A 24,757-nucleotide genomic window follows, 5' to 3' on the forward strand; every position below is an offset into this window, starting at 1 on the left:
GGAGACCGACATGCCACTGCCCGACACCGACCTGACCGAAGACACCGTCCTGCTGGTGATCGACATGCAGAACGGGTTCTGCCACCCCGACGGCTCCTTCGGGACCCTCGACATGGACGTCTCGATGACCGGCGGCGCCATAGCGGGCTGCAAGACCCTGGTCGCCGCCGCCAGGGAGGCGGGGGTGCCCGTGGTGTGGACCCGCTACGTCTACCGGCCGGACTACGCCGACGGTGGGGTGCTGGTCGCCGACCTGCTGCCGGCCATCAAGGACATCCGCTCGCTGGAGGACGGCACCTGGGACGCCGAGATCGTCGACGACCTGCCCCCTGCCGAGGGTGAGGAGATCATCGACAAGAACCGCTACTCCGCCTTCTACGGCACCCGGCTGGAGCCGTACCTGACCTCGCAGGGCATCCGCAACATCGTCCTGTGCGGCGTCACGACCAACATGTGCGTCGAGACCTCGGCCCGGGACGCCGCCCAACGGGACTACCGGACGGTCGTGGTGTCCGACGCCACCGGCGAGTTGGAGCAGGCCCGCCACGAGCATGCGCTGACCGCCATCGGCTTCGGCTTCGGCTGGGTGGCCTCGACCGACGACGTCGTCGGTGCCTGGAGCTGAGCCGGCGGCGTCACGCCTGGGCCACGCCCGCAGCCTGCTGTACGTGCCTGGCGACCGGCCGGACCTGCTGGGCAAGGCCGAGACCGCCGGCGCCGACGTCATCGTGGCCGACCTCGAGGACGGCGTCGCCCCCGACCGCAAGGACGATGCCCGCGCCGCGGTGGCCGCTTGGCTGCGTGAGCCCTCCGCGACGGGCCCGACGGACGGGCCCGCCGACCCTGAGCGCACCCACCACCCGCACCGAGTCGTCCGCATCGACGGCAGCGCACCGGCCCCGGATCTGGAGTCGATGACCGGTCACCTGCCCGACGCCCTTCTGGTCTCGAAGGCCTCCGTGGATCGTGTACGGACCGTCGCCGCCTGGCTGGCCGAGCGCGCCACGAGGCTCCCTCCGCTGATCGGACTGATCGAGTCCGCCATCGGCGTGCAGGAGGCGCCGGCTCTCGCCGCCTGCGGCCACCTGGTCCAACTCGCGATGGGCGAGGCGGATCTGGCCGCCGACCTGCACCTGCAGCCCTCCCCAGACGGCCGCGAACTGCTGCCCCACCGCGCCGCCGTGGTCGTGGCTTCAGCAGCCGGTGGACTGCCGCCACCCGCGGGACCGGTGTCGACGGACTTCACCGACCTCGACACGCTCCGGGCCGACACGCTCGCGCTGCGACGGCAGGGGTTCCGTTCCCGGCAGGCCATCCACCCCGCACAGGTCGCCGTCATCAACGAGGTGTTCACCCCCACGGCGGCAGAGGTGGCACGGGCCGCGGATGTGGTGGCCCGCTTCGAGCAGGCCGAGGCCCGCGGCTCGGGCGTCTGCGTGGACGCCGACGGCCGGCTGATCGATGTAGCCGTGGTTCGGACGGCCCGTGAGGTCCTGGCGCGCGTGGCCTACTCGACGGGATCGATGACCTCGTAGGTGATGCGCAGCCGGTCCAGGTGCGCGGCCATCTCGGCAGCTGCAGCATCCGCGTCGCCGGCCGCGATGGCATCGGCGATCCGCCCATGGTCGTGATGGACGTCACGCCAGAACGCCGCGCCGGCCTTGTCTCGCAGGAATCGGGTGCGCAGTGGCTGATGGACCGACCGGCTCATGATGGACAGCAGGGGGTTCTTCGACGCCCCCACGACCCGGTCGTGGAAGGCCAGACGCACATCGAGGGCGGAGGACACCTCCACCTCCTCCTCGACGCAGATCCGCAGCTGCGTGACATCGTCCTCGGTGCGCCGCTCCGCTGCCAGACGCGCAGCAGGCACCTCGACCATGGACCGGGCCTCGAGCAGATCCTGCACGCTGAGGACCTCGGCGGCCGACAGCAGGCCCACGGACGTCTCCAGTCGGTCGGCGACGTGGGCGGGCGCCGGTGCCACGATGAAGCTGCCGCCGTTGACGCCCCGCTTGGTCTCGATCAGGCCCTCGGACCCAAGCGCCTTCAGCGCCTCCCGCGCCGTCAGCCGCGACACGCCGAAGAGGTCGCCGAGCTCCCCCTCGTTCGGGAGCTTCGCGCCCAGTGACAGGTCGCCCGACACAATTCGGTCGCGCAACTCGCTGGCGACCTTGTCTGAGGCCGACGCCATCCGGTCACCCCTTTCGCGCTCCGTGTGAGATGGCTGGCCGAACCACCTCGGTGACCGAGCGTACCCGCCCGTGAGAACGACCTTCCGTCGCGTAAACATCTGATGTATTGTCCGAGGTCCGAACCGGACCCAGAGGAGAGCAGCCGTGAGCGACCGTTTCGTCATCGACGGGGTGTGCCACCCCTACAACTTCGCGCCGGAGAACCAGGTCGGCCGCTTTGGTCGGATCTTCACCGACGTGATGCACAGCTACTACCCGCTGGTCAACGACCCCGCCACGGCCTTCGACCGGCAGGCGTGGGAGCGGGAGTGGCAGACCGAGGAGTTCATGGACACCATGCTCCTCGAGTCCGACACCGACATCTGCGCCGTCCACACCCTGCCGATCTACGACGCCTACCGGGATGGGCTGACTGCCACCGATAAGGGCATCCAGCTCAAGCGCGACTACCCGGACCGGGTGCTGCTGTACGTCGGGATCGACATGTTCGCCGAGCCGGAGGAGATCGAGGCCGAGGCGCAGATGGCGGTCGAGAACGGCGCCGACGGTCTCAAGTTCTACCCCTCCCGCTACATGGAGGGGCGGACGGAGACGTGGCCGGTGGACCGCATGTTCCCTGCGTTGCAGATCGCGCAGGACGCCGGCGTCACCAACATCGGCTGGCACAAGGTGCTGCCGATCGGGCCGGTCTCGACCGAGGGCATGGGGGTCGACGACGTCTCGACCGCGGCCAACGTCTTCCCCGACCTCAACTTCCAGGTCATCCACGCGGGCTTCATGTTCATCGACGAGACCACGTTCCTCATCGCCAACCACCCCAACGTCTACGTCACGATGGAGGCCTCGATGCTGCTGGCGATCCTCAACCCGCCGAAGCTGCAGGAGATCCTCGGCAACTTCATCGGCTTCGGTGGGCCCCACAAGGTCATCTACGCCTCCGCCGCCGTGAACCCGCACCCGCAGGCGGTGATCGAGGCGATGGAGAACTTCCAGATGCCGGAGGGCAGCCCACTGCAGCTCACCGAGGAGATCCGCGACATGATCATGGGCGGGACCCTCGCCCGGCTGCACGGGATCGACGTCGAGGAGCGGGCGGCGGCGCTGGCCAGCGACCGGTTCTCGACCTACAAGGCCGAGCACGGCCTGCGTGAGCGATGGACGGCTGTCAACGGCGAGCCGGCGAACGCGTGACCGCGGCTCCGACGCCCGGACCTGACCCCGACCTCGCGGCCGGGGTCGCCGCGGCCCTCGCCGAGATCGACGACCCCTGCCTGGCGGCGGCGGGCCTTCCGGGCAGCATCACCGAGCTCGGGCTGGTCCAAGGGATCACCGCGGACAGCGAGGGCGTCGTCGAGGTCCGGGTTGCGCTCACCGAGATCGGGTGCGCCTTCACCCACCACCTGATCGATGCGATCACCACGGCGACCGAGCGCACAGCTGGTGTCACCAGCGCCAGTGTCCAGACGGTGTGGACGTGGGTGCCAGAGCAGATGGACCCGACCCTGCGCGACCGGCTTGCCGCGAACTCGACCGGGCTGGCGGAGCAGTTGGGAACCGCGCCGGGGCGCGTGACGCGCCTGCCGATCGTGACCGCCTGACCGCGCGCGGGGGTCAGTCGGCGGCGCCCGCTGTTTCGTCGCCCTCGCGGGGCTCACCGGAAGCGAATCCGCTGCCGCCGAAGGCGACCGCGCTCTTCGGCCGGTCGTCGATGTCCAGGCGCAGCACCTCGGCACGCCCGTAGTGGCCGGCGGAGTCGACGAACACCTTGACGCCGCCGAGCTCGTCGAGGTCGAGGTCAGCGACCAGGATCGTCTCCTCGGACCCGATGTGCGGTCCGGCCAAGTACGGCGTCATCGGGTGGATGATCGCCGACCAGCCGCCACCGACACCGACGAACTCCTGCTCTCCGAGTGCCTCGGCCATCACGTCCAGCATCTGCTGGGTGACCGGGTTGCTGGCCACGACCACGAAGGTCTGGCCGGTGATGGCATGGCTTCGGCTCATGGCTTCGACCTGCGGGTCGAAGACCTCGTTGAAGCCGGCCAGGGTCGACAGCCCCGGCCATGAGCCGGCGTGGATCTGCTCGCCTTGGACCACGAGGGCCTGCCGGGCCAGGTTCATCGTGTGCTCCCAGCACGCCAGCGCGCCGACGCGGCCCGCCGCGGTGTCCACCACCCGGAGGGTCGAGCCGTCGCCCTGCCCCCAGACGGTGCGCTCGGCGAACGTCGGTTGGAGCTTGCGGTGCACCGAGCGGATCTGGCCGTCGGCGTCGATCGTCGCCTGGCTGTTGTAGAGCGTTCCGCCGTTCCGCTCGCTGAACCCCATGACGACCGTCATCCCGTGCGTCTTCGCCGCCTCCGCGACCGCGGCGAGTTCAGGGCCGTCGGCCATGACCGATGCGGCGGCGTAGCGCTGGTGCAGCCTGGCCTGGACGATGGGCGGATAGCAGTTGATCCAGTAGGGGAATCCGGGCAGGAACACCTCCGGGAACACCGCGAACGTGGCCCCCTGCTCGGCTGCGTCGGCGATCAACGAGCGGGCCTTGTCGGTCGAGGCGGCGGTGTCGAGGAGGATCGGAGCGGCGTGCACGGCCGCGGCGCGAACGGTGGTCATACCGCACCCTAAACATCAGAGGATTGACCGTCAAGCTGCTCGTGATCCTCCGGTCAACCTGGGTTGACGAGTGTGATCTGTCAACGTATGTTGACGATATGACTGCCCCCCCTGTCGTCACCGCCGCCGGTGCGGCGTCGAGCCGCGACCCGGACACCGGCCTTCGAGCCGTGGCAGCGCTCCGTCGCCTCACCGACGACCTGGAGGCGCTGCAGGTCGACAACGCCCGGGAGCAGGGCTGGACCTGGCGGCAGATCGCAGAAGCCCTCGGCGTCTCCAAGCAGGCCGTCCACAAGAAGCACGGCCGCCCCCGCCTACGGAGAGGATGATCCATGTTCGAGCGATTCACCGAGGATGCGCGCGAAGTCGTCGTCGAGGCCCAGCGGATCGGCCGCGAGCGGGGCGAGCGAGCAATCGACGAAGAGCACCTGCTCCTCGCCCTGCTGGTGATCGGCCAACCGCTCGGCGGGGCGCTGTTGACGACCGGCGGCCTGACTGCCGCGGCAGTGCGGGAACGGATGGACCGGTCGGACGAACAACTCCTGGCCACGCTCGGCGTCGATGTCGAGGTGGTGCGAGCGCGGATGGTCAGGACCTTCGGTGAGGCGGCCGTCCGCCGTCTGGGCCGTCACCGACGAGGCGGCCACATTCCGTTCACGAGTGCCGCGAAGACGCTCCTCGAACGCTCGCTGCGGGAGGCGCTGGCCCGGAAGGACCGGCACATCGGCCCCGAGCACATCGTCCTGGCCATGTTCCGCCGCGGCGGCCGTGTAGCCGCAGACCTGCGGGAAGCCGGGATCACTCGCAGCCAGGTGGAGGTCGAGGTTGACCGGGTGCGGCGGGCGGCCTGAGGACCGGTGCCCCGCCGGTGGTCGCAACAGCGAGGACCGAACAGGCGCCGTGGTGACGTCGATGCCCGCGGTGTCGAACAGCGCCGCGCGTAGGATCTTCGCATGGTCGGCATCGTGTGCCTGCAGGGCGGTCGGGAGCGCCACGGATGAATGCGGCCGGATCGCTGCACGACGACGAGCCACACGCGGAGTCGACCGCCGCGCGCCTGAACTGGCTGCGAGCGGGTGTGCTGGGCGCGAACGACGGGATCGTGTCCATCTCCGGCCTGGTCGTCGGCGTCGCCGCCGCAACAACCTCCACCGGCGCCATCGCCACCGCGGGCGTGGCCGGCGTCGTGGCGGGAGCGGTCTCGATGGCCCTGGGCGAGTACGTCTCCGTGAGCACCCAGCGGGACTCCGAGAACGCCCTGATCGCGAAGGAGGAGGCCGAACTCGAGGAGATGCCGGAGGAGGAGCTCGAGGAGTTGGTCGCGCTGCTGGAGGTCAAGGGGCTGTCAGCCCCCACGGCTCGGGCAGCCGCGACGGAGATGACCCAGCACGATGCGCTGGCGGCACACCTTGACGTCGAGCTGGGACTCACGCCCGAGGACATGGCCAACCCCTGGGCGGCAGCCGTCGCCTCGGCAATCGCGTTCGTGCTCGGATCCCTCCTGCCGATGGCTGCGATCCTGATCCCACCCGCTGGATCGCGAATCCCGATCGCGTTCGTCGGGGTGCTGGTGGCGCTCACCCTCACCGGTGCGCTCAGTGCGCGGCTCGGCGCCTCACCCCTTCGTCCCGCGGTCGTCCGGTTGGTGGTCGGCGGAGCGCTCGCGATGGGCTTCACCTACGGCATCGGCGCCCTGCTGGGCGTCTCGGTCGCGGGCTAGCGACGCGCCACCGACTGGCTGGCGCCTCCTCGCTCCGCCCGCCAAGGCGACGACCGACCAGTACCGCACGGCTGACGAACCGCGCGGATCAGGCTAAGACGGTGGGATGACCCTCGTCGCGGGCCGATATGAGCTGGGTGAACGCCTGGGCACTGGCGGCACCGGTGAGGTGTGGCGGGCCGTCGACACCACCCTCGAGCGACCCGTAGCCGTCAAGCGGATCCGCCTCGACCGAGTCGGCCACTCCGGCGACACGCTGTCCACCGAGGAGCGGGTCATGCGAGAGGCCCGCGTCACCGCCCGCATGGCCGACCCCGGTGCGGTCAGCATCTTCGACGTCGTCACCGAGGACGCCGATCTCTACCTGGTCATGGAGCTGGTCGACGCCCCGGACCTGGCGCGGCTGGTTGCCCGCGACGGCCCGCTCCGGCCGGCCGCCGCCGCGAGGCTCGGTCTGCAGCTGCTGGCCACCCTCCGTGCCGCCCACGACCTCGGCATCGTCCACCGCGACGTCAAGCCCAGCAACGTGCTGGTGCAGCCCGACGGGACGCCGCGCCTGACGGACTTCGGGACCGCCATGCTGGTCGACGACGACCGGCTGACCATGACTGGCATGGTGATCGGTTCGCCGGCCTACATGTCCCCGGAGCAGGCCACCGGCGATCCGGTCGACCACCGCAGCGACCTCTGGTCGTTGGCCGCCACGCTCTACCACGCCGTCGAGGGAACGGCCCCGTTCGGCGGAGGCACTCCGGTTGCCACCATCAACCAGGTGACCAACGAACCACCCCGGCAGCCACAGCGGGCCGGCCCCCTCGCCGACGTCCTCCTCGGCGTCCTCGTTCGCGACCCGGCGGCTCGACCGGGCCACGACCAACTCGCCGGCTCGCTGACGGCCGTCGCCGATGGACGGGCTCCTCGCAGGGTGACAGCGCGGCGGGCGACATCGACGTCGAACAGACCACCTTCTGCGCCTCGGACTGACGCCGCTCCAGCGCGGGCCACCCAGTCAGCGGAGCCGCCGACGTCACGCCGATCGGCGTCGATCGCCACCGTGGTCGGCCTGACGGTCGGCGCCCTGCTGGTCGTTGCCGGAACCGGGTTCCTGGTGGCTCAGCGACTGTCCTCGGCAGAGGGCACGGCCGCGGCCGAAGCGAGCGCCGCCGCAGCCGTCCCTCCAGCGCTGATCAGCCCGACCGAGACCGCCCAACCCTCGACGGCACCACTCCTGCCGAGTGACCAGCCGACGTCGCCCGCGACCAGCGAGCCGACACCGGAGCCATCGCCAACCCCCGCGCCCGCCCCGAGCCCGACTCCGACGGCCGCCGAGGTCGACCCACCCTCGCCCGCCCCGACACCCACCGACGCGGAGCCGATCGCCATCGATGACGACGGCGAGACGGAGTTCGGCCAGGGAGACGTGCCGGACGACTGGGAGCGCTACCGCCCTGATGACGCGCCCTACCGGGTTGAGCACCCGGCGGGCTGGACCATCGATCGGCGCAGCGACACGATCACCGACATCGCCGACCCGGACAGCCCTGCCTACCTGCGCCTGGACTGGACCGACGATCCCCAACCGGACGCACTGGCCAACTGGGAGGCGTTCGAGCAGGACTTCGGCCCCTCCAAGCCCAACTACCGGCGCCTGCGGCTGGAAGCCACCACGTTCGACGGCCAGAACGCCGCGATCTGGGAGTACACCTACGACACCGACGCCGGGACGGTGCACGCCTACAACCTCAACGTCAGCGGTGAGGAGTTCGGCTATGCGCTGAACTTCCAGACCAGCGCAGACCTGTGGGACTCCCAGGTCGAGCTCTTCGACGCGTTCGCGACGTCCTACGAGATCGTCGGTCTGGACGACGAGGACGACGACCAGGACGACGAGGAGTAGGCAGACTCGGCCACCCGGACAGACGAGACGGCGATACGATGGACAGTCCCCGTGAAAGGCCGAGCCGTGCGCAAGACCTACCTGGTGGTCCTGGGAAGTGTCATCGTCGTCGCCGGGCTTGCCATGCTGCTGCTGCCGGGGCCCGGCCTGCTCGTGATCGCGCTCGGTCTGACCACGCTGGCCTCGGCAGGTGTGCTGTGGGCGGCGCGGTTGCTGGTCCGGACCAGGGACCGGCTGCCAGACGCCGAGGACGGGTCCGGCAAGCCCGGCCTGGGCAAGACCATGCTGATCAGCATCGACCGACGGATGGGTCGCATCTCCGCGGTCCGGGAGGTCCGCAGGCAGGACCGGCTGGCCCGCGAGGCCGCGTGGCGGGAGCAGCTCGTGACGACCGACCTCGACACCCTGCCCGGCAGCCAGTCGGTGGACGACATCAAGGCGCGCGGGTCTGCAGACACCGCACACCGTCGGCTGGTCTAGGCGGGCCGTCCCCGCGGTAGCGCGGCCGAGGACGGTCGGGCACCGCAGCTCATGATCGGTATCCCTGGGCTCCGACCATGCCGCGATGGAACACCCGGTCGCCGACGACGTCGCTGTGGTCCCCGCGGTGCAGCACCCGCGCGTTGTCCCACATGACCACATCACCAGGCATCCAACGATGCCGGAGAACCGTGTGGTCCTGTGTTGCGTGCGTCAGCAGACGGTCGACCAGACCCCGTCCGGCATCGGCCGACAGCCCACTCACCGACGCACAACGATCCCGGGTCGAGAGGTACAGCGCCGGCCGACCGGTTCGGGGGTGTGGCCGCACGATGGGGTGGACCGCCTGGCGTTCCTGCTCCTCGCCCGGGTCGACACCGGTGACGACGTGGGTGATCGTCCGGCCGACCACTGCGGCGCTCAGCTCCTGATCCAGCGTGTCGAGTGCGACCGCCTGGTCGCTGAAGAGGGTCTCGCCGCCCTGCTCTGGCACTCGGATCGCACGGAGCGCGGTGTAGGACGGTGGACTCGAGACGTAGCTGGTGTCGGTGTGCCAGCGACTGACCGGTGGACGCTCACGGCCCACGTTGCTGATCACGTTGAGGGAGGGTTCGTGGGGGACCGGCGCCTCGCCGGCGGTGAAGATCAGCGGACCGAAGCGACGGAGGAGTGTTGCAAAGCCCTGATCGTCGAGGTCGGGGTCGTGCATCACCAGAACGCCGTGATCGGCGAGGAGGTCGCGAAGCTGGTCGATCTCCTCCTCAGCGAGCTGGCTGAGCGACTGGGGGATCCCGTCGTCCCGCGCCACCGCGATCCGGACGCCGAACGGGTCCATGGGGGTCAGGTGCAGCATGGCGTCTCCTCTAGGTCGTCCGGTGCGTACGGATAGCGGCGGTCACACACTCGGCGAACAGTGCCGGTAGTGGGATGTCAGCCGCGGCAGCCATGGTCGTGATGACGCTCTGCTCGGCGAAGGAGCAGTAGGGGCCGGCCTCCAGGAACCACGGCTGCCCGGCCGGGTCGATGCGGAAGTCGACGAGGCCGTACTGGCGGCAGCCCAGCGCCTGATGACAGGTTCGAGCCGCGGCCTGAACGGCCGGGACGATGGGATCGTCGTCGGCCACGATCCAGGCGTGCGCAGCGTCCTTGGCCACGAGGTGCAGCTGGTCGTCCTCATCTCTTCGCAGCTTGTCGCTGGCATCCCGGATGGGTTTGTTGACCGGGTCGACGCGATACTCCTCCAGCGGCAGGGCGACGATCTCGCCCTCGAGTTCGAGGGTCCCACACCGCACCTCACGTCCCAGGGGGATGTACTGCTCGACCAGGGCCCTCGGTGCGACTGACCACGCGCCGTCCAGCGCCGGCCCGAGCTCCGCCTTCGCCCGGACCAGCGTCACACCGACGGAGTTGTCGGCATCAACCGGCTTGACCACCACAGGAGGCGACAGGCTGGGAGTCTGCGCCGGTTCGACGACCTCCGCGTCCGGCACGGCGACACCAGCCGCCGCAACCACCGCACGAGCCAGCGCCTTGTCAGCAGCCAGGGCCATCACGTGGGGAGGATTGCCGACGTAGGGCAGGTCGAGCAGATCGAGCAAGGCCCGGACGTGGGTCATGCCAGGCAGGTCGAACAGCTGGGGGATCACCACGTCTGGCGCCATCTCGACCAGCCGCGCCACCGCCCGGTCCACCGACACCGACTCGGCGGCGGCCAGCGCCGTCTGGTCCAGGCTGGCGGGAAAGCGCCACGTCCCATCCGGGGCGAGGTCGACGAAGGAGAAGGTCCAGCGCGACGGGTCGGCACACGCGGCGGCGCAGTCACGGGCGTACAGATGCGACAGGTCCGCCATCTCCTGCGTGGTCGTGGCCCCGCTCAGGTGCAGCACATGGACGGGCGGGGGCATCTAGTCCCCACCGACCTCGACCAGCTTGCCGATGTTGAAGTCGATGCGGACCCACTCGCGGCCGTGTCGCAGCGCATCCACGAGCAGCGCGGGGACCTGCAGGTGCGGCAGCAGGAGGAAGGGGAGGGGATCATCACCCCGCAGGACCGCGTCCCGACCTCGCCGGAGGATCCCAAGGCGCTCCGGGATGCGTGACGGCCGGGTGAGCATTCGCCACAGCTCGTGGTGCAGCCAGTACGTCGGTCGGCTCGACGCGTGCGGCACCAGCAGGCCGCTACCAGGGTCGAGGTAGGCCGCGGCGAGCGCGGGAAGGTCGTCGAACATCGTGATGGCCGAGTGCGTGCGCGGGTTGCACTCGATTGCCACCGTCCGGCCCGTCTCGGTTCGGATGAAGTCGAAGGACACCTGCCCGGTCAGGTCGAGGTCACTGACGAACTGCTCCACCCAGGCCTGGATGTCCGGCTCGTCGACCATCTCGTAGTTGACCTGGAAGGGGGAGGAGGCGCAGCAGGCCCAGACGCGGATGGTGCCGTCGCGAACGGTTGCGTGGGCGCAGAACTCCTGGCCCTCCACGAACTCCTGCAGGATCCATGGGCGGTCGGGGCCGATCGGCAACGAGGCCACGTGGGCGGCGGTCTCGGCCTGCGTCGGACGGGGCAGCCGGGTCAGGTCCAGGCGGTGCACGGGGTCGTAGGGAATGGACTTCAGGATCCAGGTCCGGCCGTCGTCGGGGAAGTCGAAGTCGAGCACCTGGGCCGGGTCGGTGATCAGGTGGGTCTCCGGCACGTCGAGGCCGAGAGCCGCCGCACGCGTGGCGAAGCGGTACTTGTCGTCCAGGTCGTCGATCACGTCCACATCGACGTGGAAGACCTCGCAGTGATCGGGGAGGAGCTTGCTGGACTCGGCGTCGTACCTGCTGGAGACGGGGGAGCAGACCGGGACGTACACGTCGACCTGCTCGCGTCTGACGATCCTCGCCAGCGCATCGGCGTAGTCGGGGTGGGATGGCGCCGGCACCACGTGGAAGGCGTCGACAGCGCGGCTGTAGCGATGCGCGCCCAGCCGATAGCGCGCGGTCTCGACCATGACCACCCGGTGACCGGCGGCGTGGAAGGCCCGGGCGAGGTGGAGCGACTTGGTCATCTTGCCGCCGCTCACCATGATGGTCAGCGGCCGATTCGTGCTCGCCGAGGTTGTCGGTGGGACGGGCCGGACGCGATCTCGACGTAGCTCTGCGCGTGCGGCCGCGGCAGCTGTCAGCGCCAGGTCGAGTGGAAGGGCAGCGGTCAGCAACCCGAGCGTTCCGACCGTTCGACCGACGCTCCGAAGGCCCGACCATGGTGTCTGCTGGTCGCTGCGAGGCGGTCCCGCAACCGTCTCAGTCATCGCCGAGCACCCGCATCAGCGTCACACCGTCCCGGAGCGGGATGAGGACCTGCTCCACCCGTTGCTCGGCGAGGACCGCCTCGTTGAAGGTCGCGATGGCCGCGCCAGAGCCGCTGGGTGAGCCGGTGGCGTACGGCTGGCCCTGCAGCAGCGTGTTGTCGGCCAGGATCAGCCCGCCCGGGCGGACCAGGCGGTCATCGAGCAGCCGCGTCAAGTAGCCCTGGTAGCCGCCCTTGTCGGCGTCGAGGAACGCCACGTCGAAGACCTGCTGCTCGGCGGTCAGCGCCGCCAGGGTCTCAGTAGCGGGCCCGACGCGGATCTCGACCTTGTGACCGTGCGGCGACCGCTCGAGCCGGTCCCGCGCGAAGTCGGCCACGCGTGGATCGACCTCGCAGCCGATGACGCGGCCGTCGTCGGGCAGCCCCTCTGCCATGGCCAGCGAGGAGTAGCCGCTGAAGAGCCCGATGTCGAGGACGGACCGGGCCGCCGCGACCCCGACCAGCATGCGCAGCAACTGGCCCTCCACATGGCCCGACAGCATCTCGCGCTCGACGCCCGGCGTGGCTCCGTCCGCGTCGACAGCGCTCCAGTCGTGCCGATTGGTGTCGGCCTCCAACTGCTCGAGCGCTGCGGACGCCGGCGTCGTGCACCGGGCGACGTAGGGCTCGAGACCCGCGACGCGAGCCGTCGCGCCGCGCAGATCATCGAGGATGTCCTGGTCCACGTCGCCGTGAGCGACGAGGCGATCCTCGACGGCCTCGAGCAGCGCGGCGGCGATGCCGATGGGCGTGACCGGACGCAGGCGTGGCGCGCCAGGCCCGGCGGCCTCAGGCGACGCGCTCACGATGCGGCAGCGGTCCCCGAGACGGCCGCGACCAGGGCGGCGGGATCAAGCGCCGCCTCGACCTGGTCAGCCCGGCCGAAGTCGTGGCGGGCGGTGTTGGCATTCGGCAGGGCCACACAACGGATGCCGGCATCCGCGGCTGCGTCGACGCCGCCGACGTTGTCCTCCACCGCGATGCACTCCTCTGCGGTCAGCTCGAGTTGCTGCAGCGCCGTCAGGTACACCTCCGGTGCCGGCTTGCCCTCGTCGACGTCCTCGCGGGTCAGGACCAGATCCAACTCGTCCTGGCTGATGCCGGCAGCTCGCAGGATCGCCGCGACGTTGAGCGGCGACGTCGTGGTCGCCATACCGACGGCCACATCACTCGCCTGTGCAGCCCGGATCGTCTCCAGCACACCGGGCCGGGCACTCGGCGAGGTCTCGGCCAGCAGTTGCTGGAAGCGCGAGGACTTCGTGGCGTGCACGGCGTCGGCGTCGACCTCGACGCCGCGATCGGCGCCGTATGCGGCAATGCGCTGGGCGCCACCGTTGCTCTGGAGCAGGTCGCGGTACAGCTCCTGATCCCAGTGCCAGTTCAGGCCGTGGTGCTGGAAGGCGTCGTTGAACGCCTGACGTTGCAACTCTGAGGTGTCGACGACGGAGCTGATCGATCCGAAGAGGATGGCGGGCATGTGATGGGCCTTTCTGGTGTGGTCCGGGAACGTGGTGGATCAGCGGCTGGTGGCGGTGCCGATGGTGGTGTGGCCGACGGTGGCCGGATCCTCCAGTCCGACGTCGCTGCAGAGCGGTTCGATGCCGCGACCCGCCCGCGGATAGCTGGCCGCCAGGCCGCGGAGGTGGTCAACCGTGGCCTCGAGTTCGGTCCGCTCGAGCGTGTCGATGTAGCCGCATCTGCCCACATCGCCGGTCGGCACCGGGGCCACGAGGCGGCCGCCGCGCTTCTGCGTGATCCGCTCCTGTGCGAGCCACAGCAGGTCACGGTCCTCGAGGATGTCGTGCCACAGGCTCAGACCGAACCCGCTCTGCAGGCGCAGGATGCGGTGCAGGACCGACTCGGGAATCATGCCGGCACGATTCGCGGCCGTGGCGCCCAGCGCCATCCCGATCGACACCGCGTGGCCGTGCAGCAGGCCAGCGTCGATCTCGAAGCCTGGCGACCAGGTGTGCCCATAGGCGTGCGGGCGAGCCTGGTGAGTCTCGTAGAGGTTGTCGTACTCCGCCTGGACGTAGCTCCGCAGCGCACCGGCGAGGATCTGCCGGGAGTTCGCCGCCAGCACGGGATCGTCACCCGGCAGTGTCCCGAAGCGTGAGGTCACCAGTTGCGGGCCGACGGCCTCGAGTTGGCTGAAGAGGTCGGCGTCCTCGACCACGGCCATCTTGATGATCTCCGCCACGCCGTGACGGAGCCAGCCCTCGCGCAGCGTGGCGAAGAACGTCCGGTCGGTGATGGTCAGGATCGGCGGGTGGTAGGCGCCGACCAGGTTCTTGTACCCGAACCCATCACAGCAGGTCCGTGGCGACGGTCCCGCGTCGATGCCGGCAACCAGTGAGGTGGCGAGCATCACGTACGGCGTGTTGCGGTGGTACAGCGCACAGGCGAGACCGGCGACATCGGTCAGGACACCCCCACCGACCACGAGCACCGGCTCGCGGCGTGACACGCCCAACTCCTTGAAGTGGCCCAGCAATCGCTCGACGGTGCCGAGGCCCTTGTCGACCTCCATCGCCCGCACCACCAGCTGATCGACGGTGATGTCGTGTGCCGCGAAGTAGCCCTCCAGTGAACCGTCGAGGTGCCCCGCGACGTTGCTGTCGACCACGGCGACGACCCGGCCGGCAGGTGCCCACACATCGCGGAGCAGTCGATTGTCGGGGTCCAGCACGTCCTCGACGATGCGCAGAGAGGTGAACGTCTGCTGGGTCATCGCCGCCTCGATGATGGTGTCGTCCGAGCTGGACAGGACGTGGCCGTCGCTGCGCCGATACGGCGAGGTCGGGTACACCGCGTGCGGGTCGGACTGCACCAGTTGATCCGCGAGATCTGCCCAGGCGCTGCCGCGCGGCCCGGTGCGAAGCAGGTCCAGCAGTCGTGCAGACCCCTCCGCGCGAGTGCGCAGACCCTCGGCAAGACGCCACCAGTCCGCGGCTACGCCGGCATCCACCGCCGCCGCAACCTCCGCTATCAGCCCCGCCACCGAGACGACCGAGTCGTTGAGCGAGGTGCGCAGCTGCCGCACGGCCGGGAGTGCGGTCAACGCGCCCTGGCTCTGCAGATCACGGCCGACCTTCTCGTCGTAGACATCCAGACCCAACACGCCGTGCAGCAAGACCTCCAAGGCCGGGTCGGTGACCACGGCGGCGAGGTCACTGGTCCCGCTGCGAAGGGCAGCCAGATCGGCGTTCTCGACGTACTCGCTGATCAGCGCGGACACGGTCATGGCGGCGTGGGCTCTCCCGGAGACGTTGTGTGGGACCTGGAACCGGTGTCGGTCGGCGGTCGCTGCACAACTCATTCCGCAGACCGAGGTCTGAAGAACCCACGGAGTCTGCGCTCAGGGTTGCGATGCGAAGAGGTTTAAGGGCCCGTCCGACCCGGTCACCGAGGGATCGTGGCCTGATGGCTCCTCGCGAGGACGTGTCAGCCCCCGACCGGCTGGGGATGGCCTCGAAGAACCCTCGAATCAAGGAGTCACCATGTTGTCCTCCCGTCTCGCCTCCGCTCTTCTCGTCGTCCTGATCGCCCTCGGCCTTGCCGCCTGCGACGACACCGTGGACGGCATCCAGGACGACGCCGAGACCATCGAGAGCGAGGTCGAGGAGGGCATCGAGGACGCCACGGACGAGTAGCGCTAGACGGCGCTCCCCGTCGTCTCCCCGACGGCTGAAGGAAAGCCCCCGACCGTCCGCTCGTAGGCGTCCGCCACGCGCAGCACCGTGGCGTCGTCGAACCGGCGGCCGACCAGCATCATCCCGGCCGGGAGGCCATCGACCAGTGCGGTCGGGACCGAGCAGGCCGGGTGGCCGGTGACGTCCATCGGGCAGGTGTTGGCGATCATCTCGAGGGCCCGCGCGATGACCTCCTCCCGTGGGGCGTCGTCGGCCGGCAGCTTGCTGGCCGTGATCGGCAGCGTCGGCATCACCAGCACGTCGACCTCCTCGAGCACGCTGTCGTACGCCGCTCGCAGCGTCGGGACCAGGTTTCGGGCCATGCCGTAGTAGGAGCCGTGCCCCTCGTCGAGGGCGTGTCGACCGGCCAGCAGCACCAGCTTGACCGTCTCGGAGAACTGGCTTGGATCCTGGCGCCACTGGCTGCCGTAGTAGTCCATGCACTCCGGGTCGTACAGGCCGTCCCAGTTCAGCCCGTATCCGTTCGTGTCGACCATCTGCGCCGTCGCCCCCTCCGTGGCGATCACGTCCCAGATGGCCGTGGCGTGCCGGTGCCAGGGGATCGACACCTCCTCGACGGTCATCCCCGCACGGCGCAGTGCCTCGATCGCGTCCCGCACAGCCTGGTCGACACCGGGATCGGAGTTGTCATGACCGAAGCCCTCGGTGACCACCCCGAGCCGCATGCCGGTCACGTCCTGGCCGAGCGCCGCCAGGTAATCCTGCGGCTGGAGCCCGACAGGCTGGCGCGGGTCGTCGCCGTCCGCCCCGGCGATGACGCCGAGCATCAGTGCAGCGTCGGCGACGGTGGCGGTGATCGGGCCGACGTGGTCGATGGTCTGCTCGATCGGAAACGCGCCGGTGTAGGGCACCAGCCCGTGCGTGGGCTTATGACCGACCGTCCCGCAGAAGGCCGACGGGATGCGCACCGAGCCGCCCTGGTCGCCACCGGTGGCCATGTCGACCACCCCGCCGGCCACCAGCGCGGCACTCCCGGAGGAGCTGCCACCAGCGGAGCGGCGCTCGTCCCACGGGTTGCGGACCGCGCCGGTCCGGGACGTGTGCGAGCCGCCCGAGAAGCACAGGTCCTCGCACACCGCCTTCCCGGCGATGGTCGCCCCGGCCTCGATCAGCCGGGAGACGATGGTGGCGTCCCGTCGTGGGGTGAAGCCCTCGAGGGTGGCCGAGCCGTTCATCATCGGCATGCCGGCCACGGCCGTGTTGTCCTTGATGGCCACACGCCGACCGGCCAAGGGCCCGTCCTCGCCGGAGGAGATCTCACAGGTCACGTACCAGGCGTTGTAGGGGTTGTCGGCGTCGTCGGGCCGGTACCAGTCGCGTTCGATCGTGGGAGAGGCCGACTCCTCATACAGCCGCTCGACGGTGTCCCACGAGGCCAACAACCCCTCGACCAGCGGCTTGAAGCTGTCCAGGTCGGCGCGACTGAGATCCAGTCCGTAGTGGTCACGAGCTGCCTGCAGGGCGGTCAGGTCAGGTGGCGTGAGGGACATCACGAACTCCTCGGGCAGGGTTTCCGGCGTCCCCTGACCCAAGTACAGCCGGGCCGGCGTGTCAATCACGAATCCTCCCAGGACAATGTGATGGCTATGGACTCCCTTTGGACGCAGTTGGCCCTCGTCGCGGTGCTGGTCACGCTGAACGCACTGTTCGCTGGATCCGAGCTTGCGCTGGTCTCGCTCCGCGACTCCCAGCTCAACCGCCTGGAGCAAGAGGGTGGAACGGGTGCCCTGCTGGCCCGGCTGGCTCGTGACCCCAACCGCTTCTTCGCCACGATCCAGATCGGCATCACGTTGGCGGGGTTCCTCGCCTCTGCCACCGCCGCCGTGTCACTGGCCGAGCCGCTCGTCGAGCCGCTCTCGACGGTACTGGGCACTGCCGCCCGCCCCGCCTCGATCGTGCTCATCACGCTGCTGTTGACCTACGTGACGCTCGTGTTCGGCGAGTTGGCGCCCAAGCGCGTCGCGATGCAGACCGCGGAGCGCTGGGGTCTGCTGGCGGCCCGTCCGCTCAACCTGCTCGGCACGCTGGCGCGCCCGGCCGTGTGGTTCCTCGGCGTCTCGACCGACTTGGTCGTCCGGCTGGCCGGGAAGGATCCGGACGCCACGGGCGATGAGATCTCGGAGGACGAGCTGCGCGACATGGTGGCCACGCAGCCCGAGCTGGACGAGAACGAGCGCCTGATCATCGATGGGGCGTTCGAGTTCGCCGACCGCCGACTGCGCCAGATCATCACGCCGCGCACCCGGATGGTCGTGCTGGACGAGACCACCGCTGCGAAGGAGGCACGACAGGTCCTGGCCGACACCGGTCACACCCGGGCCCCCGTGATCCGAGGCGACGTCGATCACGTCACCGGCACCGTCCACCTGCGTGACCTGGTCGGCAAGACCGGACCGGTCGGCGAGGTTGCGCTCCCCGTCCTCCCGCTGCCGGAGACCCTGGGTTGCCTGGACGCCCTCCGGCGCATGCAGGCCGAGCGGCAGCAGATGGCGCTCGTGGTGGACGAACACGGCGGGATCGAGGGTCTGGTCACCATCGAGGATCTCGTCGAGGAGCTCGTCGGAGAGATCTGGGACGAAGCGGACCCCGATGTCCGGAGCGTCGAGCGCCGGGCCGACGGCTCCTTCGTCGTGGTCGGCACCTACCCGATCCACGATCTCGACGATCTCGGCATCGACCTTCCGGAGGGCGACTACACCACCATCGGTGGTCTGGTCATGGCCGAGCTCGGCCGGGTCCCCGAGGTCGGTGACCAGGTGGAGCGCGATGGCTGGCAGGTGCAGGTCCTCGAGTCCACCACCCGAACCGTGGAGCGCGTGCACATCAGCCCGATGGAGCCCATCCAGCCAGAGTGACATCCGGGTTACGCGCTGCCATGCTTGTGGCTCCAGCAGCCGGGTAAGGCCGGGCTGCACCCGCAGTCCATGCGCCCTCGGGAGGGGTCCTTGACCACGTCACGCCGAACACGTCCGCTCGCAGTCATCGCGCTGCTCACCGTGTTGGCCACCGCCGCCGCCATCCTGGGTCTGGCTCAGCCGGCCCAGGCCGAGATCGTCAGGCTGGCGGGGGCGGGCCGCGCCGAGACCGCCGCGTTCGCGTCCGGCGAGACGTTCGGGCCCGGTCTGCCGATCGTGGTCGTGGCCTCTGCCGTCGACTTCCCGGATGCGCTCGCCGGCGCGAGTGTGGCCGGCAGGTTCGGCCCCGTTCTGCTGACGGGCGTCGACTCCGTGCCCGACGCCACCGCGTCAGAGCTCGGCCGCCTGGCGCCGGAGCGCGTGGTGTTGCTGGGCGGCACAGCGGCCATCAGCACCGAGGTCGAGCAGGAGCTCGCGCTGATCTCGCCGACTTCGACGGTGGAACGGATGGGCGGTGCCACCCGCATCGCGACCGCGGAGCAGATCGCGGAGCAGACCTTCCCCGATGGCACCGAGACCGTGATCATCACCTCGGGGGCGGACTTCCCCGATGCTGTCGTCGCCGGCCCGCTCGCGGCCGGGACACCCGCGCCGATCCTGCTCAGCAACCCGGACGGGCTGCTCGACAGCACGCTGGCGACGATCGCGCGACTGGAGGCTACGGACGCCATCGTCGTCGGCGGGCCGGCGGTGTTGGACCTGGCGGTGGAGGAGCAGCTCGTGGCCGCCGGTCTCGATGTCGTGCGCGTGTTCGGCGAGAACCGCTTCGAGACCGCCGCGGCGTTGACCTCGGTTGTCCCGCAGGCCGAGTCCGTCCTGCTCGCGACCGGGGAGGCCTTCCCCGACGCGTTGTCGGGGGGACCCATCGGGGCCGCGCGGGGTGCGCCACTGCTGCTCACGGGGTCCCAGACACTGGCCGAGCCGGCCCGGTGTGAGATCGCCCGACTGCGGCCGGATCGCGTGCTCATCCTCGGCGGGCCGAGCGCCGTCTCGGAGGAGGTGGCCGAGCAAGCTGAGCAGGCACGGACCAGCGAACCCTGCGCCGAGCCGACCGAGCCGACCGAGCCGACTGGTCCGACTGAGGGGCCGACCGAGGAACCCACCACCGACCCGACAGTCGAGCCCACCGTCGAGCCGACCGACGAACCGACCGACGAACCAACCGAGGAGCCCACGGCAGAGCCCACCGAGGAACCGACCCCTGATCCCACCGTCCCCCCGCTGGAGGAGCCGGTCAGCCTGTCGATCACGACGGGACCGATCGCCGATGTCGTCACCGCGACCTCGGGCCAGGTGGCGTACGCCTCCAACGCCGGGCGGAACCAGGTCGAAGTCGTCGACCTGGCAACCCGCGAGATCACGGACAGCGTGCCGACCGGCTCACTGCCGGCAGGCATGGACCTGACGGTTGATGGCGCGGAGCTGTGGGTCGCCAATGCCGGCGGCAGCAACTTCACGGTGATCGACACCGCGACGCTCAACCGGCGCACCGTCCAGGTCGACGTGGCCGATGGCACCCGCCCGCTCTCGATCGTGATCGTCGACGCGACCACGGCCCTGTTCACCACGACCTTCGACGGCAGCGGATTTGGGGGTCGGATGTACGAGTTGGATCTGACGACCGGTGCGGTCGTCATTCGGACGGACTACGGGGTCCGGGGTGAGACCACGCAGGCGACAGTGCTGGCCCGGTCAGCCGACCGAAGCACGGTTGGCGTCGTCGAGGGCGGCAGCTCGGGTGGCCGGGTCAGCGTGTACACCACGGCTCAGGATGCCTTCACGGCTGATGCGCAGACTCGTGGATTCAGGGACACCATCGCCGTCAGCTCGGACGGGAGCCGGATCCTGGTGGGCGGCAGGACCGCTGAGACGCTGGTGCTCGACAACTCGGCGGGACTGCTCGGGACGATCACCGGCGCCGGTGGGGAGGACGTCACCGTCGACCCGACTGACCCGAGCCGTGGCTACCGCGTGAGCGACGGCGGCGTCATCGTCCTCGACCTGGACCGCTACCTGGTCGAGGGGGATGCCATCCCGGTCGAGGACGGCGTCGTCCTGGCGATGACGCCCGACGCCGGCATCATCGTCGTGGGCGGCGCCGAGTCGGTGGATCTGCTGCCGCCGGCACCGGAGCGCGGGTAGGCCCGTCAGCTGGCGGACGACCGGTCAGTCGGAGGCCAGCCACGCTATTCGGAGGACAGCAGGGTGCGGGCCGACCGGAAGAACACGGCGGCTGCCTCGACCTGATCCTCGGCGGCCAGGAGCTGGTGGAGGGTCAACGCGGCACCGCCGAACGGGGTCGACCAGAAGGGTCCCTCCTGGGTGGTCCAGGGCGCGACGTAGAGGTAGGGCTCCCCGACGGCGTCGTCGCCCGGCGAGGCGCCGAAGCTCGCCCGCGTCCCGGCATCGGCATCGCCCAGCTCGATGGCCGGGTCGAAGTGCTCCGGCCACAGCTGGACCCGGGTGTCGGAGGGGCGGCCCGCAGCGTCCCGCAGGAGCTCGAGGACCAGGGTGCCGAACCCGAACCAGCTGTCCAGGAAGCCCACAGCCTCGGCGTCGACCGTGAGGGGCTCATCCAGCGCCGGGATGGACGGCATGTCGTGGAAGTCGATCCCCTCCGGCGCACCTGGCTCGACGTCGACGAACCGGCCGGCTGCAGCCAACGTCGAGATCGGCTCGGACTGCACCGTGTCGCCGACCTGGACGACCAGGTCGGTGCCCTCAACCCGGACCTGCCGATCGTCGGCGAAGAACGGGGTGCCGAACCCGCCCTTGGTCCAGCGCAGCCCGATCTTGCCGGTGTGCTGGTGCCGCACGGTGGCGATCACCGTGAACGCCAGTGCCGTCAGCGCTGACCGGGTGGCCTCCAACGTGGTCGGCGCCGGTCCGACGCGGGCCACGCCACCGAGCCAGTGCGTGCTGGCCCACTCGCCCAGTTCCGGCCGCGCGACGACCACTTCGTCCCAGGTCGACCCCGCTGCCGAGGTGGGGCCGACACTGCCGACGCGCCCGTCGTCGTCGGTGGGGACGGTGGGGTCGTCGGCGAACCACGGGCCGACGTCGACGGCTGGCGCTGAGGGTTCCAGGACCAGTCCCAGGCGTCCGTCGCCCAACCGTCGGGTTGCCTCGGCCTGCGGGTTGCGTGCAACGGGGTCGGTCATCACATCTCCTCTGTCCGGCTGGCCGCCGAATTCGACACGATCGTGCAGAAACCCCCGATGGCGTGGGTTGGGCCCCGATCGTGCACCATCCGGGCGTCGCGGCCAGGGCGGCTCGGCGTGGTGGCGGTAGCGATCACAGCAGCTCGACGTCGGTCACGATGTGGACCAGCGCCGGCCCGTCGAGCGCCACGGCCTCGCGCAGCGCCGGCTCCAACTCCGCCGCGGTCGTGACCCGCCACGCCCGCACGCCGCAGCTCTCGGCCATCGACACCCAGTCGGGGTTGACCAGGGACGTCTGCCACACCGGCCACTCACCAGCCCGCTGCTCCTTGCTGATCTTGCCCAACTCCTGATTGTCTAGCAGGACGTGGCAGATCGGCATGCCGTACTTGCCGATCGTGGTGAGCTCCATCGCGTACTGACCCAGGCCACCATCGCCCGATACGGAGATCACCTTGCGGGTGTCGCCGACCGCCGCGTAGGCGCCCATCGCACCGGGGAGCGCGAACCCGATCGAGCCGAGGTACCCCGACATCAGGACGTCCTGACTGCCGGAGGTCTCCAGGTACCGCCCGAATGAGTAGGTGTTGTTCCCCACGTCGACACTGAAGACCGCGTCGGCCGGGGCCGTCCGCCCAAGCGCCTCGAAGACCGCCGCCGAGTTCACGCCCTCGCCCTGGTCATCCCGCCGACGGCTGGCCTTCTCCTCCCGCCAGATCGCCCAGCGCTCCGCGACCTCAGCACGATGATCCACACAGCGGATGTCGTCGGGCAGGCGGTCGCGGATGACCGATGCCGTGGTCCCGACGTGGCCGAGCAGCGGCAGGTCAACCGGGTGATAGCGGCCGAGGCCCTGCTGGTCCAGGTCGACCTGGATCGTCGGCTTGTAGTCGGCGATCCCGGTGTGGTTCGAGAAGGAGGCGCCGAACACCACGAGGAGGTCCGACTCGTTCATGAACCAGCTGGCGATCGGGGTCCCCGATCGTCCGAGGACGCCGCACCCGAGCTCGTGATCGTCCGCCACCAGGCCCTTGGCCTTGAAGGTCGTCAGCACCGGTGCGCCGATGGTCTCAGCCAGGCCCATCACCTCGGTCATCTGCCCGCGAGCTCCGGCACCGACGATGATGACCGGACGTTCGGTGCCGGCGATCATCTGCACCGCCCGGTCCACCTCGGCCAGCGGTGGGTGGACCTGCGGCGCGCCGACCCGGCCCTCGGGGCCGCGGGGCTCGGCGTCGGGTGCGGGGTGGGTCTGGACCTCGTCGGGGAAGGAGAGGTGGACGACGTCCCGCTCGACGATGGCCGTCTTGGCAGCTTTGGCGGCGAGCTCCGCGACGTCGGACCCGGCCACGATCTTGGCCTGATAGCGCGCGACGTCGCTGAAGGCCGTCGTCAGGTCCAGGTCCTGGAAGGCACCCTGCCCGGCAACCGAGGAGGGAACGAGACCGGAGAGCGCCACCACCGGCGCGCGGTCGACCTTGGCGTCGTACAAGCCGGTCAGCAGGTTGGTCGACCCCGGACCAGCAATCCCGAAGCACCCGGCGATGCCGCCCGTCAGCTTGCCGTAGGCACTGGCCGCGAAGGCCGCGGCCCCCTCATGGCGGATGCCGATGAAGGTCAGGTCACCTCGCTCTTCGGCGACCCGCATGGCGTCGGCCAGGCCGAGGTTGGAGTGCCCCACCATCCCGAAGACGTGGGTCATGCCCCACGCGATCAGGGTCTCGATCGCGATGTCGGCCACGGTGCGCTCCCGCTCGGCCGGGAGAGGCAGCGCCGCGTACACGCCGTCATCGCGCACCTCCACCCGGAAGGCTGCCGGGGCGTCGCCGAACGCGCTGGGTGGAACGCCGTTGCAGGGGGAGTAGTCGTACCCGTGCCAGGGGCACCGCAGCCAGCCCTTCTCGATCGAGCCCTCGCCGAGTGGACCGCCCTGGTGCGGACAGTGGTTGTCGAGGACCCCGAACCCGTCGTCGCTTCTGGTGACCGCGTACGTACGGTCCTCGATGGCGACGGTGGTCACGCGGCCGACCGGCAGCTCGTCGGTTCCGATGATGCGGTGCCACTCGAAGGGGCCGTCCGGCAGGTCCGGCGCCTCGGTCGACGGTGTCTCGGCGGCCGCATCAGACGTCATGAGCGCCCTATCACACCCTCGATCATCCGATCTGTCCACCGGCAGGTGGTCGCTGATCTCGTCCTGGGCGACACTGGCCAGGTGACTGCCATGGGCGACAGGAGCGTTGATCGCCTCGCGCTCCTGGTCGTGACGGTGACGTGCCTGGCCTCCTGCGGAGGTTCACCTGACGCCGAAGGGGCCGGGTCCGGCGGCGCCGCTCTTCCGACGGCTCAGGACGAGGCCGGCGATGTGATCCAGGTGACCGGCACCCCGCCACTGTTCGAGGGCGGCGAGACGCCGCTCACCCCGCCGCTGTCCGTGCTACAGCTCGCCTCCGACCAGATCGTCCGGGCCGACGAGAGCTGGACGGTCGCTCCGGCAGTGGACCGCGACCTGGTGATCGAGCAGCCGGCTGGCAGCCTGCCACGGCCGTCCGAACCGATCTGGTACCTGCTCTGCCTGACGCAGGGCGAGGGGCGCTTCTGCGAGCCTGCGCTGGTCGACGCGCACGTGGCCGGCGTGCACCTGGCCGGCGACGGCGGAACGGTGGTCATCTGCGATGACCGGTCCGTCATCGAGGTGGCGATCCTGGAGCAGCAGCCCCAGCCGGTGTGCACCTGAG

24 protein-coding genes are annotated in these 24,757 nt (G+C 70.0%); 13 read left to right on the top strand and 11 right to left on the bottom strand.

The genetic code is table 11. The features are described from left to right. The first annotated feature begins 10 nt into the window (after window positions 1-10). Window positions 11-625: a cysteine hydrolase family protein gene (locus C1746_RS07200; protein ID WP_116713958.1), complete on the top strand. Its 615-nt coding sequence runs from the start codon at window positions 11-13 to the stop codon at window positions 623-625. Then, entirely contained in the window at window positions 612-1,535 is a 924-nt protein-coding gene (locus tag C1746_RS07205) for an HpcH/HpaI aldolase/citrate lyase family protein (RefSeq protein WP_205711756.1), read from the top strand. Before C1746_RS07200 ends, C1746_RS07205 begins: the two co-directional genes overlap by 14 nt. On the opposite strand, the gene C1746_RS07210 is transcribed toward C1746_RS07205, so the two are convergent. Continuing rightward, window positions 1,508-2,194, bottom strand: coding sequence for a FadR/GntR family transcriptional regulator (locus C1746_RS07210; protein ID WP_162867485.1), 687 nt, complete (start codon window positions 2,192-2,194; stop codon window positions 1,508-1,510). The two genes, C1746_RS07205 and C1746_RS07210, sit on opposite strands and share 28 nt — an antisense overlap. Window positions 2,195-2,339: 145 nt before the next feature. Here C1746_RS07210 and C1746_RS07215 point away from each other — a divergent pair, with 145 nt between their 5' ends. Then, window positions 2,340-3,386 (top strand): amidohydrolase family protein, encoded by a 1,047-nt coding sequence (locus C1746_RS07215; protein ID WP_116713960.1) that lies wholly within the window; start codon window positions 2,340-2,342, stop codon window positions 3,384-3,386. Beyond that, window positions 3,383-3,793, top strand: coding sequence for an iron-sulfur cluster assembly protein (locus C1746_RS07220; RefSeq protein WP_162867486.1), 411 nt, complete (start codon window positions 3,383-3,385; stop codon window positions 3,791-3,793). The genes C1746_RS07215 and C1746_RS07220 overlap by 4 nt, the downstream gene beginning before the upstream one ends. 13 nt (window positions 3,794-3,806) lie before the next feature. On the opposite strand, the gene C1746_RS07225 is transcribed toward C1746_RS07220, so the two are convergent. After that, window positions 3,807-4,808 carry a carbon-nitrogen hydrolase family protein gene (locus tag C1746_RS07225; RefSeq protein WP_116713962.1) on the bottom strand — a complete coding sequence of 334 codons (1,002 nt, stop codon included), beginning with the start codon at window positions 4,806-4,808 and terminating at the stop codon, window positions 3,807-3,809. A gap of 98 nt (window positions 4,809-4,906) precedes the next feature. Here C1746_RS07225 and C1746_RS07230 point away from each other — a divergent pair, with 98 nt between their 5' ends. The 5 genes from C1746_RS07230 to C1746_RS07250 all read left to right on the top strand — a co-directional run bounded on the left by C1746_RS07230 (window position 4,907) and on the right by C1746_RS07250 (window position 8,905). Further along, window positions 4,907-5,137 (top strand): helix-turn-helix domain-containing protein, encoded by a 231-nt coding sequence (locus C1746_RS07230; protein WP_116715612.1) that lies wholly within the window; start codon window positions 4,907-4,909, stop codon window positions 5,135-5,137. Window positions 5,138-5,140: 3 nt separating this feature from the next. Further along, window positions 5,141-5,659: a Clp protease N-terminal domain-containing protein gene (locus C1746_RS07235; protein ID WP_116713963.1), complete on the top strand. Its 519-nt coding sequence runs from the start codon at window positions 5,141-5,143 to the stop codon at window positions 5,657-5,659. Between the two features lie 146 nt (window positions 5,660-5,805). Continuing rightward, complete coding sequence (locus C1746_RS07240) at window positions 5,806-6,528, top strand: VIT1/CCC1 transporter family protein (protein ID WP_116713964.1); 723 nt, start codon at window positions 5,806-5,808, stop codon at window positions 6,526-6,528. A 106-nt stretch (window positions 6,529-6,634) separates the two neighbouring features. Beyond that, on the top strand, window positions 6,635-8,425 hold the full coding sequence (locus C1746_RS07245; RefSeq protein ID WP_116713965.1) for a serine/threonine-protein kinase: 1,791 nt from the start codon (window positions 6,635-6,637) through the stop codon (window positions 8,423-8,425). 51 nt (window positions 8,426-8,476) lie between these two features. Further along, entirely contained in the window at window positions 8,477-8,905 is a 429-nt protein-coding gene (locus C1746_RS07250; protein WP_116713966.1) for a PGPGW domain-containing protein, read from the top strand. A 49-nt stretch (window positions 8,906-8,954) separates the two neighbouring features. Here the strand turns inward: C1746_RS07250 and C1746_RS07255 are convergent, their stop codons facing one another. The 6 genes from C1746_RS07255 to C1746_RS07280 are packed head-to-tail and all read right to left on the bottom strand — an operon-like array spanning window position 8,955 to window position 15,477. Beyond that, window positions 8,955-9,758 (bottom strand): TauD/TfdA dioxygenase family protein, encoded by an 804-nt coding sequence (locus tag C1746_RS07255; protein ID WP_205711757.1) that lies wholly within the window; start codon window positions 9,756-9,758, stop codon window positions 8,955-8,957. Window positions 9,759-9,768: 10 nt separating this feature from the next. Next, window positions 9,769-10,809 (bottom strand): D-alanine--D-alanine ligase family protein, encoded by a 1,041-nt coding sequence (locus C1746_RS07260; protein ID WP_116713967.1) that lies wholly within the window; start codon window positions 10,807-10,809, stop codon window positions 9,769-9,771. Further along, on the bottom strand, window positions 10,810-12,195 hold the full coding sequence (locus C1746_RS07265; protein WP_116713968.1) for an ATP-grasp domain-containing protein: 1,386 nt from the start codon (window positions 12,193-12,195) through the stop codon (window positions 10,810-10,812). Beyond that, a complete protein-coding gene (locus C1746_RS07270; protein ID WP_205711758.1) occupies window positions 12,188-13,039 on the bottom strand; it encodes an O-methyltransferase in 852 nt (283 codons plus the stop codon). Before C1746_RS07270 ends, C1746_RS07265 begins: the two co-directional genes overlap by 8 nt. Next, window positions 13,036-13,710, bottom strand: coding sequence for an HAD family hydrolase (locus C1746_RS07275; protein WP_116713969.1), 675 nt, complete (start codon window positions 13,708-13,710; stop codon window positions 13,036-13,038). The genes C1746_RS07270 and C1746_RS07275 overlap by 4 nt, the downstream gene beginning before the upstream one ends. Window positions 13,711-13,749: 39 nt before the next feature. Then, window positions 13,750-15,477 (bottom strand): sedoheptulose 7-phosphate cyclase, encoded by a 1,728-nt coding sequence (locus C1746_RS07280; RefSeq protein ID WP_116713970.1) that lies wholly within the window; start codon window positions 15,475-15,477, stop codon window positions 13,750-13,752. 256 nt (window positions 15,478-15,733) lie between these two features. Between C1746_RS07280 and C1746_RS21965 the strand changes: the two genes are divergently transcribed. Next, the gene (locus C1746_RS21965; protein WP_162867487.1) at window positions 15,734-15,886 is read left to right on the top strand and encodes a hypothetical protein; all 153 of its coding nucleotides are present in this window, start codon (window positions 15,734-15,736) and stop codon (window positions 15,884-15,886) included. Between the two features lie 2 nt (window positions 15,887-15,888). Here C1746_RS21965 and C1746_RS07285 read toward each other — a convergent pair whose 3' ends face one another. Continuing rightward, the gene (locus C1746_RS07285) at window positions 15,889-17,436 is read right to left on the bottom strand and encodes an amidase (RefSeq protein WP_116715615.1); all 1,548 of its coding nucleotides are present in this window, start codon (window positions 17,434-17,436) and stop codon (window positions 15,889-15,891) included. Window positions 17,437-17,532: 96 nt separating this feature from the next. On the opposite strand from C1746_RS07285, the gene C1746_RS07290 reads away from it, so the two are divergent. Further along, window positions 17,533-18,801, top strand: a complete 1,269-nt coding sequence (locus C1746_RS07290) for a hemolysin family protein (RefSeq protein ID WP_116713971.1) — start codon at window positions 17,533-17,535, stop codon at window positions 18,799-18,801. Window positions 18,802-18,891: 90 nt separating this feature from the next. Then, window positions 18,892-21,003 (top strand): cell wall-binding repeat-containing protein, encoded by a 2,112-nt coding sequence (locus C1746_RS07295; RefSeq protein WP_162867488.1) that lies wholly within the window; start codon window positions 18,892-18,894, stop codon window positions 21,001-21,003. 44 nt (window positions 21,004-21,047) lie between these two features. Here C1746_RS07295 and C1746_RS07300 read toward each other — a convergent pair whose 3' ends face one another. Together C1746_RS07300 and C1746_RS07305 are read right to left on the bottom strand one after the other, a co-directional pair. Next, a complete protein-coding gene (locus C1746_RS07300; RefSeq protein WP_162867489.1) occupies window positions 21,048-22,022 on the bottom strand; it encodes a hypothetical protein in 975 nt (324 codons plus the stop codon). A gap of 133 nt (window positions 22,023-22,155) precedes the next feature. After that, a complete protein-coding gene (locus tag C1746_RS07305) occupies window positions 22,156-24,153 on the bottom strand; it encodes a thiamine pyrophosphate-dependent enzyme (RefSeq protein ID WP_116713974.1) in 1,998 nt (665 codons plus the stop codon). Window positions 24,154-24,243: 90 nt separating this feature from the next. On the opposite strand from C1746_RS07305, the gene C1746_RS07310 reads away from it, so the two are divergent. Continuing rightward, complete coding sequence (locus C1746_RS07310) at window positions 24,244-24,756, top strand: hypothetical protein (protein WP_162867490.1); 513 nt, start codon at window positions 24,244-24,246, stop codon at window positions 24,754-24,756. Window position 24,757 lies beyond the last annotated feature (1 nt).

It is taken from the genome of Euzebya tangerina, from assembly GCF_003074135.1.
GTDB lineage: Bacteria > Actinomycetota > Nitriliruptoria > Euzebyales > Euzebyaceae > Euzebya > Euzebya tangerina.